The organism is Bradyrhizobium sp. SZCCHNRI20481, from assembly GCF_032485055.1.
Taxonomy (GTDB): domain Bacteria; phylum Pseudomonadota; class Alphaproteobacteria; order Rhizobiales; family Xanthobacteraceae; genus Bradyrhizobium.
The window spans coordinates 124,432-137,882 of sequence record NZ_JAUEUE010000017.1 but is presented as its reverse complement, the minus strand read 5'-3'; the positions used below and the strand labels follow the sequence as shown (position 1 = coordinate 137,882).

Here is a 13,451-nt window from a genome sequence, read left to right as displayed (position 1 = left end):
ATACCCAGGAGCCAAGCATGGCAAAGAAGAGTTCAATCGAGAAGAACAACCGGCGCAAGCGGATGACGAAGAACGCCGCCCCGAAGCGCGCCCGGTTGAAGGCGATCATCGCCGACAAGTCCAAGCCGATGGAGGAGCGCTTTGCCGCGACCCTGAAGCTGGCCGAGATGCCGCGCAATTCGTCGGCGACCCGCATCCGCAACCGGTGCGAGCTGACCGGCCGTCCGCGGTCGAACTATCGCAAGAACAAGCTGAGCCGCATCGCGCTGCGCGAGCTCGGGTCCAAGGGCCTGGTCCCGGGCCTCGTGAAGTCGAGCTGGTAAGGAGGGTCGCACCATGTCAACGCACGATCCCATCAGCGATCTGATCACCCGCATCCGCAACGCGCAGATGCGCTCGAAGTCGAAGGTCTCGACTCCCGGCTCCAAGATGCGCGCCAGCGTGCTCGAGGTGCTGAAGTCCGAAGGCTACATCCGTGGCTATGCCACGCTGGAGCATCCGTCGGGCCGCAGCGAGATCGAGATCGAGCTGAAATATTTCGACGGCGAGCCCGTGATCCGCGAGATCGAGCGCGTCTCCAAGCCCGGCCGCCGCGTCTACACCTCGGTGAAGAACCTGCCGCGCGTGAACAACGGGCTCGGAATTTCTGTTTTGTCGACACCGAAGGGAATCATGGCCGACCATAGCGCGCGTGACGCGAATGTCGGCGGTGAAGTTCTCTTCACGGTGTTCTAAGAAGGATTGAGCCATGTCACGTATTGGCAAGAAGCCTGTGGCGGTGCCGTCCGGTGTGACGGCCTCCGTCGATGGACAGACCGTCAAGATGAAGGGGCCGAAGGGCCAGCTTCAGTTCATCGTCCATGACGACGTGGACGTGAAGTTCGAGAACGGCCAGGTCAAGGTTGCCCCGCGCGCCGAGACCAAGCGCGCCCGTTCGCTGTACGGCACCGCTCGCGCCCAGATCGCGAATCTGGTCGAAGGCGTCACCAAGGGCTTCGAGAAGAAGCTCGAGATCACCGGCGTCGGCTACCGCGCCGCGATGCAGGGCAAGAACCTGCAGCTCGCGCTCGGCTACAGCCACGACGTCGTCTACCAGATCCCGGAAGGCATCACGATCGCGGTGCCGAAGCCCACCGAGATCACGGTCACGGGCATCGACCCGCAGCGCGTCGGCCAGGTGGCCGCCGAAATCCGCGCCTACCGGCCGCCGGAGCCCTACAAGGGCAAGGGCGTGAAGTACGCGGGTGAATTCATCTTCCGCAAGGAAGGCAAGAAGAAGTAACGGAGCCGGACATGTCGAGAGCCAAGGTTACGAATGCCCGGCGCAAGCAGCGTGTGAGGCTGTCGCTGCGCCGCTCCGCCGGCGGCCGTCCGCGTCTGTCGGTGTTCCGCTCGTCGAAGCACATCTACGCTCAGGTCATCGACGACCAGAAGGGCGAGACGCTCGCCTCTGCGTCGTCGATGGAGAAGGAGATGCGCTCGGCCGGCAACACCGGTGCCGACATCGACGCGGCGAAGGCGGTGGGCAAGCTGCTCGCCGAGCGCGCGGTGAAGGCGGGGATCAAGGAAGTCGTGTTCGATCGCGGCGGCTATCTCTATCACGGGCGCGTCAAGGCGCTGGCCGACGCGGCGCGCGAGAGCGGGCTGAGCTTCTAACATCAATGGATATGGGCGTCAGTGCCCCTCAGAAGATTGGATAGCACCATGGCAGGTGAACGGGAACGAGGCGGTCGCGATCGCAAGGAGCGCGAGGAGCGCGACAGCGAGTTCGTCGACAAGCTCGTCCACATCAACCGAGTCGCGAAGGTCGTGAAGGGCGGTAAGCGCTTCGGCTTTGCGGCGCTCGTCGTGATCGGTGATCAGAAGGGCCGGGTCGGGTTCGGCCACGGCAAGGCACGTGAGGTTCCGGAGGCGATCCGCAAGGCGACCGACTCCGCCAAGCGCAACCTGACCCGCGTCGCGCTGCGCGAGGGCCGCACCCTGCACCACGACATCTTCGGTCGTCACGGTGCGGGCCGCGTCTATCTGCGTGCGGCTCCGGCCGGTACCGGCATCATCGCCGGCGGCCCGATGCGCGCCGTGTTCGAGACGCTGGGCATCCAGGACGTGGTGGCGAAGTCGATCGGCTCGTCCAACCCGTACAACATGGTGCGCGCGACTTTCAACGCGCTGAAGCACCAGGATAGCCCGCGCTCGGTCGCCGCGCGCCGCAACATCAAGGTGTCGACTCTGCAGGCCCGCCGCGTCGGTGGCGATGCCGAGGCAGCAGCCGACTAACGAACGCGCGTCGTCCTGCGGATGGCGCAACTCGGAGTGAACACCATGGCTAGCGCCAAGACGATCAAGATCGAGCAGATCGGCAGCCCGATCCGCCGGCATCACTCGCAGCGCGAGACGCTGATCGGGTTGAAGCTCAACAAGATCGGCCGCGTGACCGAGCTGCCGGATACGCCGGCGGTCCGCGGCATGATCACCAAGGTTCATCATCTCGTCCGCATCGTCGACGAGAAGTAAGGAGAAGGGCGATGAAGCTCAGCGATATCGCCGACAACGCCGGCGCGCGTAAGAAGCGCATGCGCGTCGGCCGCGGCATCGGCTCCGGCAAGGGCAAGACCTCGGGCCGTGGCGGCAAGGGCCAGACCGCGCGCTCCGGCGTGCGCATCAAGGGCTTCGAAGGCGGTCAGATGCCGATGCATCGCCGTCTGCCGAAGCGCGGCTTCAACAACATCTTCGCGCTCGATTTCGTCGAGATCAATCTCGACCGGATCCAGCAGGCGATCGACGCCAAGAAGCTCGACGCCGGCAGCGTGATCAACGCCGAGGCGCTGGTGAAGTCGGGCGCGCTGCGGCGGCCGAAGGACGGCGTGCGTCTGCTCGGCCGTGGCGAGCTCACTGCGAAGATCAACATCGAGGTGCATGGCGCCTCGAAGTCGGCGATCGCGGCGGTCGAGAAGGCCGGCGGCACCGTCAAGCTCCTGGCGCCAGCCAAGGACGAAGGCGAGGCTGCGTAACATCTGCGTCATTGCCCTGCCTCCGGCGCATGCCGGATAGGGCAGGGCAATGGACAGAACGCGCCCGCGCACCAGATAATATCCGGCGTCTGCCCGGCCCTGCGAGCCCTCGCGGGGCCCAATGCGGTGAAGAAGGGCGGCGGGAGAAAGCTAGACATGGCCTCAGCAGCGGAACAACTGGCGGCAAACCTCAATTTCGGCGCGCTCGCGAAGGCCGATGAGCTGAAGAAGCGCATCTGGTTCACCCTCGGTGCGCTGCTGGTCTACCGCCTCGGCACCTACATTCCGCTGCCAGGCATCGATCCGAACATCTGGGACTCGGTGTTCCGGACCCAGGCCGGCGGCATTCTCGGCATGTTCAACATGTTCGCCGGCGGCGGCATTCACCGCATGGCGATCTTTGCGCTGAACATCATGCCGTACATCTCGGCATCGATCATCATTCAGTTGCTCACCACCGTCTCGCCCCAGCTCGAAGCCCTCAAGAAAGAGGGTGAGGCTGGCCGCAAGATGCTGAATCAGTACACCCGCTATCTGACGGTGATTCTCGCCGCGGTGCAGTCGTACGGCATCGCCGTCGGCCTCGAAGGCGCGGGCAACGTCGTTGCCGATCCCGGCCTGTTCTTCCGCCTCTCCACCGCGATCACGCTGACCGGCGGCACCATGTTCCTGATGTGGCTGGGCGAGCAGATCACCTCGCGCGGCATCGGCAACGGCATCTCGCTGATCATCCTGTCCGGCATCGTGGCCGAGCTGCCCTCGGCGCTCGCCAACATGCTCGAGCTCGGACGTCAGGGCGCGCTGTCGACCGGCCTGATCCTGATTGTCATCGTGATGGCAGTTGCCGTGATCGCCTTCATCGTGTTCGTGGAGCGCGCCCAGCGCCGGCTCCTGATCCAGTATCCGAAGCGCCAGGTCGGCAACAAGATGTTCGAGGGCCAGTCCTCGCATCTGCCGCTCAAGCTGAACACCTCGGGCGTGATCCCGCCGATCTTCGCCTCGTCGCTGCTGCTGCTGCCGACCACGGTCGCCAATTTCAACGCCGGCAAGGGACCCGAGTGGTTCCAGTGGATCACGACGCAGCTCGGTCATGGCCGGCCGCTGTTCCTGGTGCTGTATCTGGCGCTGATCCTGTTCTTTGCCTTCTTCTACACCGCGATCGTGTTCAACCCGACCGAGACCGCGGACAACCTCAAGAAGCACGGCGGATTCATCCCCGGCATCAGGCCGGGCGAGCGCACCGCGGAATATATCGATTACGTGCTGTCGCGGATCACCGTGCTCGGCGCCATCTATCTGGCGATCGTGTGTCTGATCCCGGAAATTCTGATTTCCTACGCTTCCGTCCCGTTCTACTTTGGTGGCACTTCGCTTCTGATCGTGGTCAGCGTTACGATGGATACTGTGGCGCAGGTTCAGGGTTATCTGCTCGCCCATCAATATGAGGGGCTGATCAGGAAGTCGAAGCTGCGGGGGCGCCGCCGCGGATAGCGGCGGATCGCGGCCCGGGAACCACAAAGCCAAGAACAAGGTGTGCGGGAGGGTCGCTCACCGTGTGCCGGGGGGCGAAATTCGATGAGACTCATTCTTCTGGGACCGCCCGGCTCGGGCAAGGGAACGCAGGCGCAGCGCCTCGTGCAGCAGTATGGCATCGTCCAGCTGTCGACCGGTGACATGCTGCGCGCCGCGGTGGCGGCGCAGACGCCGATCGGGCTGAAGGCCAAGGACATCATGGCGGCGGGCGGTCTGGTCCCGGACGAGGTCGTGGTCGGCATCATCGCGGACCGGATCGAGCAGCCCGACGCGGCCAATGGTTTCATCCTCGATGGCTTCCCGCGCACGGTGCCGCAGGCCGAGGCGCTGGATGCGCTGTTGAAGCAGAAGCAGATGAAGCTCGACGCGGTGATCGAACTCCGCGTCAATGAAGGTGTGCTGCTTGAGCGCGTCGAGCGCCGGGCCGCCGAGACCCGCGCGCGCGGCGAAGCTGTTCGGGCCGATGACACGCCGGAGGTCCTCACCAAGCGCCTGGCCAGCTACCGCGACCAGACCGCACCCCTGATCCACTATTATTCCGACCATCGGATGCTGGCGACCGTCGACGGCATGATGCCGATCGAGCAGGTGACCGAGGAGATCGGTCGGATCCTGGCCGCCGTTGGCAAGACCGGCGGTAACCGGGCGGCCAAGAAGGCGAGCCCGGCCAAGCGCAGCGCCAAGGCACCGGGCAAGACGGGGCCGGCAAAATCGGCCAAGAAGGCTGCCAAAAAGGCTCCTAAGGCAGCCGCACCGGCGAAAAAGGCAGTCAATAAGTCCGCCAAGACCGCAAGAAAGGCAGTCAAGACGACGCCGAAGAAGGCCTCCAAGGCTTCGAAGAAGGCTGCCAGGCCCGCCGCCAAGGCCACCAGGGGAACCCGCAAAACCTCTGCAAAGGCTGCAAAAAAGCGTGCGGCGAGGTGATCGAATCTTGTAGGGGCGGTTGACGACCGCCGTGTGAATCCATTAATAAGCCCGCATCAAAGTCGGATGGTTTTCCCAGAGATGCCGGGCCCCACGAATCGAGGGGTGGGCGTCTTGTTCGCGTTTGCGGACACCTGCCCGAGATAGCGAGAATGAAGGCCGGTCCGTCCTGGGATCGGTGACAGGAGAGAAGTCCGTGGCCCGTATTGCCGGTGTCAACATCCCGACCAACAAGCGCGTCCTGATCGCGCTCCAGTACATCCATGGCATCGGCCCGAAGATCGCGGGTGAGATCGTGGAGAAGGTGAAGATCGCGGAAGATCGCCGCGTCAACCAGCTGAGCGACCAGGAAGTCCTGCAGATCCGCGAGATCATCGACCGTGACTACGTCGTCGAGGGTGACCTCCGTCGCGAGACCGGCATCAACATCAAGCGGCTGATGGACCTTGGCTGCTATCGCGGCCTGCGTCATCGCCGCGGCCTGCCGGTGCGTGGTCAGCGCACCCACACCAATGCGCGCACGCGCAAGGGGCCGGCCAAGGCGATCGCCGGCAAGAAGAAGTAATTGGCGAATTGCGAATGCGCGGATAGCGGGTAGGGGAAGCCCTTCTCGCTATTCGCTATTTACCATTCGCTCGTTTGGTGTAGCCGCTGGCATTACGGCGGCGTTGAGATCTCAAGAAAGGTACTTATATGGCCAAGGAAGCCACACGTGTCCGCCGTCGCGAGCGCAAGAACATCGCCTCCGGCGTCGCTCATGTGAATTCGTCGTTCAACAACACCACCATCACCATCACCGACGCACAGGGCAACACCATTGCCTGGTCGTCCGCCGGTACGATGGGTTTCAAGGGATCGCGCAAGTCGACCCCGTATGCCGCGCAGGTCGCGGCGGAGGACGTGTCCAAGAAGGCCCAGGAACATGGCATGCGCACCCTCGAGGTCGAGGTTGCCGGCCCTGGCTCTGGCCGCGAATCGGCGCTGCGCGCGCTGCAGGCTGCGGGCTTCACCGTCACCTCGATCCGCGACGTGACGACGATCCCGCACAATGGTTGCCGTCCGCGCAAGCGTCGGCGCGTCTAATCTGAAAGAGGCGGACAGCATGTCCGCCTCGTCGTGCTTTTGAGACATTTCGACTGCCGCGATCTGAAGCGCGGTTCTCCAACGCCAGTCAGTCAGATCCCATGACTGGCCCATGGGTGAAACAGTGACGATCCAGAAGAATTGGCAAGAATTGATTCGGCCGAACAAGCTCCAGGTCACGCCGGGCTCCGACGCGACCCGTTTCGCCACCGTGGTTGCCGAGCCGCTGGAGCGCGGTTTCGGCCAGACGCTCGGCAATGCGCTCCGTCGCATCCTGCTGTCGTCGCTGCAGGGCGCCGCTGTGCAGTCGGTGCACATCGACGGCGTGCTGCACGAGTTCTCCTCGATCGCCGGTGTCCGCGAGGACGTGACCGACATCGTGCTGAACATCAAGGACATCTCGATCAAGATGCAGGGCGAAGGCCCGAAGCGGATGGTCGTGAAGAAGCAGGGCCCGGGCGCGGTCACCGCCGGTGACATCCAGACCGTCGGCGACATCGTCGTTCTGAACCCCGACCTGCAGCTCTGCACCCTGGACGAGGGTGCCGAGATCCGCATGGAGTTCACGGTCGCGACCGGCAAGGGCTATGTCGCCGCCGATCGCAACCGCCCCGAGGACGCGCCGATCGGCCTGATCCCGGTCGACAGCCTGTTCTCTCCGGTCCGCAAAGTCTCCTACAAGGTCGAGAACACCCGCGAGGGCCAGATCCTCGACTACGACAAGCTGACCATGACGATCGAGACCAACGGCGCGATCACGCCGGAGGACGCGGTGGCTTATGCCGCCCGCATCCTGCAGGACCAGCTCAACGTCTTCGTCAACTTCGAAGAGCCGCGCAAGGAAGTCGCCCAGGAGATCATCCCGGACCTCGCCTTCAACCCGGCCTTCCTCAAGAAGGTGGACGAGCTCGAGCTGTCGGTGCGTTCGGCGAACTGCCTGAAGAACGACAACATCGTCTACATCGGCGACCTCGTGCAGAAGTCGGAAGCAGAGATGCTGCGCACCCCGAACTTCGGCCGCAAGTCGCTGAACGAGATCAAGGAAGTACTGGCCCAGATGGGTCTGCATCTCGGCATGGAAGTGCCGGGCTGGCCGCCGGAGAACATCGACGAGCTCGCCAAGCGCTTCGAAGATCATTACTGAGCGAATAGGGAGTGGCGAATAGCGAGTAGGAAGTGGCGAATAGGAAGAACTATTCGCTACTCGCCATTCGCTACTCGCACTTCTGGGCGAACGCAGGCAGCCCACCTGAGCAACATGTCCGACGAACCGTCGCGGCAGATTGAAATGAAGGACTAAGACAATGCGTCACGGCAAGGTTCATCGGAAGCTCAACCGCACCGCCGAGCATCGCAAGGCGATGTTCGCCAACATGTGCGCCGCGCTGATCAAGCACGAGCAGATCGTCACCACGCTGCCGAAGGCCAAGGAGCTCAGGCCGATCGTCGAGAAGCTCGTCACGCTCGGCAAGAAGGGCGGCTTGGCGCTGCGCCGCCAGGCGATCGCGGAGATGCGCGATGTCGACCAGGTCAAGAAGCTGTTCGACGTCCTGGCGCCGCGCTACAAGGACCGCAACGGCGGCTACACCCGCATCATCAAGGCCGGCTTCCGCTACGGCGACAACGCCGCGATGGCCGTGATCGAGTTCGTCGACCGCGACGTCGATGCCAAGGGCCTGGACTCCGGTCCGGTGCAGGAGACCTCGGAAGCGGCGTAACGGTCGCTCCGATCCAGGGTTTGCAGAGCGGCGCCTTCGGGCGCCGTTTTCGTTTGAGGTGGCGTGGCCGGATGAGGCGGGGAGGGTGTCTCGTCCTCTTGCCACATCGTCACGCGCGCGCAGCGACGCATCCAGGGCTGCGCAAAGTTGATTCCGTCGCTGTGCTCGCAGCGACATGAAGTGGGACGGTCGCGCTCACTCACGCCGCGCGGATGGTGCGGACGAAGTCATCGAGGTCATGGCGGAGGCGGTCGTTGCCTTCGGTCAGCAGCCGGGCGGCGCTGAGGACCTGAGATGAGGCCTCGCCGGTCCGTGAGGCGCCCTGTGTGACCTCGCCGATGCTGTGCGCCACCTGGGCGGTGCGCTCGGACGCGCCTTGGATGTTGCGGACGATGTCGCGCGTGGCATTGCCCTGACCCTCGATCGCGGTTGCGACGTGCGAGGCGATCTCCGAGATGCGGCTGATGATGTCGACGATGGCGCCAATGGCACCGACGGAATCCCGCGTCGCCGTCTGGATGCCGGCGATCTGCTCGCGGATATCCTCGGTCGCATCCGCGGTCTGCTTGGCGAGCGTCTTGACCTCCTGGGCGACCACGGCAAAGCCGGCACCGGCTTCACCGGCCCGCGCGGCTTCGATGGTCGCATTGAGCGCCAGCAGGTTGGTCTGCTGCGCGATCGTGGCGATCAGCTGGATGACGCTGCCGATGCGGTCGGCCGCGGCGGCCAGCATTGCCATCCGCTCGTCGGTCTGCCTCGCCTGATCGACGGCGTCGCGCGCAATGGCTGCGGAGATGTCGACCTGCCGGCCGATCTCGGCCGCCGAGGCCATCATCTGCTCGGTCGCGGCGGCGACGCGCTGCACGTTGTGCGAGGCCTCCTGGGAGGCCGAGGCCACGGCCGCCGAGAGCGCCTGGGTGTGATGGGCCGTCTCGGTCAGTCCATGCGCCGACTGCGTCAGCTCCTGCGATGCGGACGACACCGACACGATCACCTGGCCGGCGGTGGCTTCGAACGCCTCTGCCAGCCGCGCGAGCCCGGCGCGATGGCGCTCGGCAGCGCGCCGGTCCTCCTCGCGGCGGATTTCGAGCTCGGCGTCCGCGCGCTCACGGGCCTTGAGCTTGAACTGCTCGACCGCCTGCGCCATCGCGCCGATCTCGTCGCTTCGTCCGAGGCCGGGCAGCACGATCTCGAAGCGGCCGGCGGCGAGCTCGTACATCGCCGTGCTCATACGCCGGATCAACCGCGCGACGCGGCGGCCGAACAGCACGGCGGCGACCGCGAGCGCGATTGCGGTCGCACCGGTGATCCATGTCAGCAGCTGCCGGACTTCCGCCGCCCTGCGCTCCCCCGCGTCGGCGCGCCGCTGAGCGGCGGCCGCTGCCTTGACCAGCGCCGGGCGGATGCGATCGAAGATCTGGTCGAGGTCCTCGGCCTGCTCGTCCAGCGCCTGGCGCGAGACCGCCACCGCCGCGAAGGCCTGCTTGTAGGCGCGGACGAACGGCAGGAGCTCCGACTTGCTGGCTGCCGCGACCGGCGCGCGCGCCAGCGCCGCCTCGAACTCGCTTTCGGCCTCGTCGAAGCGGTCGCTGATCCTCTCCTCGCCGCGCAGCAGGAACTCGGTCTCGAGCCGGCGCATGGCCAGCATGGCGAGCGACAGCCTGGGATCGCTGATTTGAGTGACCACGGTCTCGAACGGGCGGGCGGCATTCTGCAGCCGGCCTTGCAGCCCGTCGCCGTCGCGGAAGCCAAGCACGCGCTGCGCGCCGACGATGTTCTGGAACCGCGTCGCGTAGAGGTTGATGCCGGGGCGGAGCGCGCCGACCTCGCCGATGGGGTCTCCCTGGGGCGCGGTCGCGACATAGGCCTCGACGGCGTCGAGCGCGCGCAGCCCCTGCGCGAGGCGATCGGCGTGCCTGGCGATCAGGCTCTCGTCGCGGCTGCGCAGGAATCGCGTGGCGAGCTGTTGGGTCTCAAGAAAGCCCTCCGACAGGGTGGCGATGTGAATGCGGAACCGCATGCCGTCGTCCGCGGCCTGCTGGATCTGGGCCGCATGCTCCAGGCCGCCGAGGCAGAGCGCACCGACCACGATTACGCCGGCGGTGCCGAGCGCCGCGATCTGGGTGGCGAGGCTTGGACGTAGTCGCTGGAAGAGCACGGAGAGGAGGCGGCTTGCGTGCGCAAACAGGGCTTGCTGCATTTCTGTCACATCAGGTCTGAACGGGAGCCGTCGGGCGGAGAGACGTCGCAGAGAAGGTTGAGAGTGTTCGCGACGTTTCACACGCGCAACTACGCAAATACCTCGTCGATCTTAAAACATTCGTGACGGAAAGTTCGAAATGGAGACAAAATCTCCCGCGGAGTCAAACGCATGGATGTTTTCTTGCGCACTGCAGCCGGTTGTGCGGCGTCGCGCTGGCTGAGCTCGCCGACCTGGCCGGCTCGCCTTCAACTGGCTGCTGTCGAAGTCACGCTACGCGTCGCTGGTGGTGACGCCCGCCGGTTTTCGCGCTGTCGGTCTATCTGACCCAGCGCTTCTTCCTGAACGCGCAAGGCAGCGGCAATCCCGCAGGCGATCGCCGCACGCCACCTGACGGATACAAGCGCGCGCAGCCCGCTGGTGTCGATCCGCATCGCCATCGGCAAGGTGCTGCGAGATGACTGACAACCACGTCATGGTGGTGCCGCTGATGACGGCCGCGCTGATCGCCTACGGCACCTCGCGTCTCATTTGTGAGGAGGGGCTCCATCACGCCCTCGCCAAGGGCTTCGTCGCCAGAGCTGAGACAAAGGCTGAGGCAGCGCAAGGACCGAAGCGGTTTGCCGCGCCGTCCTGACCTCGCGCTCATCCACAGTGTTCGGCGCGCGCCGATAACGGCGTCGGTTCAATCGCTTGATGGCAGATCCTGGGATCTGCCATCAGTGCGAAATGACCGTCGGCGGCCCCGTTGCCGGCGCCGTCGCGCAAGGTTCGTCGCTCTACTTCCTGAACGGATCTGGCCGCATCAGGAGCCGGCCGGAGATCGAGTTCGGCACCTCGTAGGGTGAGCCGATCGACAGCACGTGGCTCAGCGCGATCAGCCGGTTCGGCAGCTTGGCCGGCGGCGGCGTCTGGAACGAATACGACGTCGGGTTGTGGCACAGGAAGCAATTCAGCACGTTCTTGATCGGCGTGTTGTCGGCGTTCTGCACGAAGGTCTCGGCGGTGGCGTTGGCGAGATTGACCGAGCCGACCGCGCTGGTCTGGTTGCTGTTCAGATTATACGAGTTGGGGAGCATCCAGACCGTGCCGTCGAGGGCGTAGTTCGCGAACGTCGATTGCGGGCCTTTCAGGCCGGAGAGAAAGCCCTGGGCTTGCGCCGTGATCGCGAAGATGTTGCCGACGCCATTGGGCTGGTTCTCGCCGCCGGTCTGATTCTCGAGCACGACGTTGCTCACCGGTGTGAGCTTCTGGGTCGCCGGATCGAGCCGCAGTTGCGGCCGGTTGGCGCCGGGCAGAGCCGGGATGTTGACCTGTGAGAACGGCGTGCGGCCCTTGTAGAGCGTGTAGCTCTTCGGATCCGAGCGGCTCGCCGATGGCGCAAAGGTGTTGTCCGGCGTCTGCGGCGAGTTGTTCTTCAGCTCGAACGTGCCCCACAGGAATTCGGGGTGGTTCTCGGTGTAGCCGACCACGTGGAGCCCGATCAGCGCCACGGTCACGGTGACGAATTTGCCGGGCACCGGGCGGATCGTGATCAGGCCGGGGGTGATGTTGTTCTCCAGCACCGGCACCTGCGCCTGGGTCGTATAGGCGCCCGCAGGCGGTGCCTGCCCGGGGTCGAGCCGCAGCCACGTCGCCTTGAACACCGCATCGCCAACGGCGAAGGAGGAATCCGCCGGCTGGCTCTGGTAGCCGCCGGTCACGATCAGGTTCTTGCGCGCCGTGCTGAAATAGCTCTGGTTCATGTGAACCGAGGCGTAGACGGGATAGCCGTTCTGCGCGACCAGCATGTTGCCGTCGGCTTCGACGATAGCGCCGGCGCCTTCGGTGAAGCCGGCCGTGCCGTGGAAGACCTGGGCACGGGCCGCCAGCGTCAGCGGGCGCGGCCGTGGTGCGCCGGCATTCTCGGCGTTGCCGAGCAACTCGTCGGGCGTCGCCAAGGTCATGAACCGCGGGACGGCGGCGCCGGAGCCCGAATCCTTCACCAGCGCCGTCGCCCAGACGAACGCCTCCCACGACCATTGATGGAAATTGCAGTCCGGCGTCGGGATGGTCTTGGTGTCGGAGGTGGGGAAGGCGGCGTCCGGCTTGAGATAATTGCCCAGTCCCTCCGACCAGCCGAAGGCCGGGCAGTTCTTCGCCGGCGGTGGAGGGGCGGCGCTGGCCGGGCTGAAGGCGCCGGCAAGGCCGCTTGCGGTGATGGTCGTCGCGAAAGTGAGCATGAGCCACTGAATCGTCTTCATGGCCGGTCTCCATTGATGTGCGCGCTGGGATGGGCCGATGGTCTCGCCGCCATGCGTCGCAAATGATTGCTGAAAATGATTCATTCAAAAGTAGTGCGCGGCGAACATGCACCCAAAGGTGAGATTTGCAAGACCGGTAGCTCACGCAACCCGCGTTTTTTTTCGGAGGCGCCTCGCGGCGTGAAATGCGGCTCTGCCGGACGGTCGATCGCGGCTGCATTCGTCTTCATCGGCCGACAGGGGCTGCAGTGTGAGCGCGGGCACGGCCGGCACCGCTGATCGCGCGCATCCTTGCGGCCGTTCGCTGGAGAAGTGCGGACAATGAGGTCTTCACGCCAGTGGACGACAACCACAGGAGAGTGAAATGAAGTCCATCATGGCCGCTGCGTTGCTGCTCGTGCTGACATCGGGCGCAAGCCTTGCGGGCACGCCGCTGATCGATGCGCGTCAGCACAACCAGTCACATCGCGTCTACAGCGGCATCGCGAGCGGACGGCTGACCTATCCGGAGGCGCAGCAGCTCGTCCGCGGTCAGATCCACGTCCAGAAGCTGGAAAACAAGGCCAAGGTGGACGGCGTGGTGACGCCGTTCGAGCGTGCCCGCATCAACGTCGCGCAATCCGTGCAGGGCGCGCGCATCTTCTGGAAGAAGCACAATTAGCCGCGCACGGCGGTTCGCTGGCGGCAAGGCGCCGCCGTGGCGGCGCTTTGCCATCATGTGATGCGACGGCGGCGCCGC

17 protein-coding genes and 1 pseudogene are annotated in these 13,451 nt (G+C 65.1%); 16 read left to right on the top strand and 2 right to left on the bottom strand.

What is annotated here, in order from left to right; genetic code table 11:
* Window positions 1–17 precede the first annotated feature (17 nt).
* The 13 genes from rpsN (at window position 18) to rplQ (ending at window position 8,269) form a co-directional block, all read left to right on the top strand.
* Window positions 18–323 carry a 30S ribosomal protein S14 gene (gene rpsN / locus QX132_RS26050; protein WP_315737603.1) on the top strand — a complete coding sequence of 102 codons (306 nt, stop codon included), beginning with the start codon at window positions 18–20 and terminating at the stop codon, window positions 321–323.
* Between the two features lie 13 nt (window positions 324–336).
* On the top strand, window positions 337–735 hold the full coding sequence (rpsH, locus tag QX132_RS26045) for a 30S ribosomal protein S8 (protein WP_315714559.1): 399 nt from the start codon (window positions 337–339) through the stop codon (window positions 733–735).
* A 13-nt stretch (window positions 736–748) separates the two neighbouring features.
* Window positions 749–1,282 (top strand): 50S ribosomal protein L6, encoded by a 534-nt coding sequence (gene rplF / locus QX132_RS26040; protein WP_172108074.1) that lies wholly within the window; start codon window positions 749–751, stop codon window positions 1,280–1,282.
* 11 nt (window positions 1,283–1,293) lie between these two features.
* Window positions 1,294–1,656, top strand: coding sequence for a 50S ribosomal protein L18 (rplR, locus tag QX132_RS26035; protein ID WP_006611854.1), 363 nt, complete (start codon window positions 1,294–1,296; stop codon window positions 1,654–1,656).
* 48 nt (window positions 1,657–1,704) lie between these two features.
* The gene (gene rpsE, locus QX132_RS26030) at window positions 1,705–2,277 is read left to right on the top strand and encodes a 30S ribosomal protein S5 (RefSeq protein WP_006611855.1); all 573 of its coding nucleotides are present in this window, start codon (window positions 1,705–1,707) and stop codon (window positions 2,275–2,277) included.
* A 45-nt stretch (window positions 2,278–2,322) separates the two neighbouring features.
* Window positions 2,323–2,514 (top strand): 50S ribosomal protein L30, encoded by a 192-nt coding sequence (gene rpmD / locus QX132_RS26025; RefSeq protein ID WP_006611856.1) that lies wholly within the window; start codon window positions 2,323–2,325, stop codon window positions 2,512–2,514.
* 11 nt (window positions 2,515–2,525) lie between these two features.
* On the top strand, window positions 2,526–3,011 hold the full coding sequence (gene rplO / locus QX132_RS26020) for a 50S ribosomal protein L15 (protein WP_315737604.1): 486 nt from the start codon (window positions 2,526–2,528) through the stop codon (window positions 3,009–3,011).
* Window positions 3,012–3,167: 156 nt separating this feature from the next.
* The gene (gene secY / locus QX132_RS26015; RefSeq protein WP_315714557.1) at window positions 3,168–4,502 is read left to right on the top strand and encodes a preprotein translocase subunit SecY; all 1,335 of its coding nucleotides are present in this window, start codon (window positions 3,168–3,170) and stop codon (window positions 4,500–4,502) included.
* Between the two features lie 84 nt (window positions 4,503–4,586).
* On the top strand, window positions 4,587–5,468 hold the full coding sequence (locus tag QX132_RS26010; protein ID WP_316163226.1) for an adenylate kinase: 882 nt from the start codon (window positions 4,587–4,589) through the stop codon (window positions 5,466–5,468).
* 196 nt (window positions 5,469–5,664) lie between these two features.
* Window positions 5,665–6,033 (top strand): 30S ribosomal protein S13, encoded by a 369-nt coding sequence (gene rpsM / locus QX132_RS26005; protein WP_006611860.1) that lies wholly within the window; start codon window positions 5,665–5,667, stop codon window positions 6,031–6,033.
* Window positions 6,034–6,161: 128 nt separating this feature from the next.
* Window positions 6,162–6,551 carry a 30S ribosomal protein S11 gene (rpsK, locus tag QX132_RS26000; protein ID WP_012045029.1) on the top strand — a complete coding sequence of 130 codons (390 nt, stop codon included), beginning with the start codon at window positions 6,162–6,164 and terminating at the stop codon, window positions 6,549–6,551.
* Between the two features lie 112 nt (window positions 6,552–6,663).
* On the top strand, window positions 6,664–7,695 hold the full coding sequence (locus tag QX132_RS25995) for a DNA-directed RNA polymerase subunit alpha (protein WP_315737606.1): 1,032 nt from the start codon (window positions 6,664–6,666) through the stop codon (window positions 7,693–7,695).
* Between the two features lie 160 nt (window positions 7,696–7,855).
* Window positions 7,856–8,269 (top strand): 50S ribosomal protein L17, encoded by a 414-nt coding sequence (gene rplQ / locus QX132_RS25990; protein WP_315754213.1) that lies wholly within the window; start codon window positions 7,856–7,858, stop codon window positions 8,267–8,269.
* A gap of 199 nt (window positions 8,270–8,468) precedes the next feature.
* Here the strand turns inward: rplQ and QX132_RS25985 are convergent, their stop codons facing one another.
* Window positions 8,469–10,469, bottom strand: coding sequence for a HAMP domain-containing methyl-accepting chemotaxis protein (locus tag QX132_RS25985; RefSeq protein ID WP_316163225.1), 2,001 nt, complete (start codon window positions 10,467–10,469; stop codon window positions 8,469–8,471).
* Between the two features lie 209 nt (window positions 10,470–10,678).
* Here QX132_RS25985 and QX132_RS25980 point away from each other — a divergent pair.
* A pseudogene (locus QX132_RS25980) lies at window positions 10,679–10,922 on the top strand (chloride channel protein); the annotation flags it as partial.
* A 4-nt stretch (window positions 10,923–10,926) separates the two neighbouring features.
* Window positions 10,927–11,106: a hypothetical protein gene (locus QX132_RS25975; protein ID WP_316163224.1), complete on the top strand. Its 180-nt coding sequence runs from the start codon at window positions 10,927–10,929 to the stop codon at window positions 11,104–11,106.
* A 142-nt stretch (window positions 11,107–11,248) separates the two neighbouring features.
* Here the strand turns inward: QX132_RS25975 and QX132_RS25970 are convergent, their stop codons facing one another.
* Entirely contained in the window at window positions 11,249–12,712 is a 1,464-nt protein-coding gene (locus QX132_RS25970; protein ID WP_316163223.1) for a hypothetical protein, read from the bottom strand.
* A gap of 364 nt (window positions 12,713–13,076) precedes the next feature.
* Between QX132_RS25970 and QX132_RS25965 the strand changes: the two genes are divergently transcribed.
* On the top strand, window positions 13,077–13,373 hold the full coding sequence (locus QX132_RS25965) for a hypothetical protein (protein WP_316163222.1): 297 nt from the start codon (window positions 13,077–13,079) through the stop codon (window positions 13,371–13,373).
* Window positions 13,374–13,451: the final 78 nt, after the last annotated feature.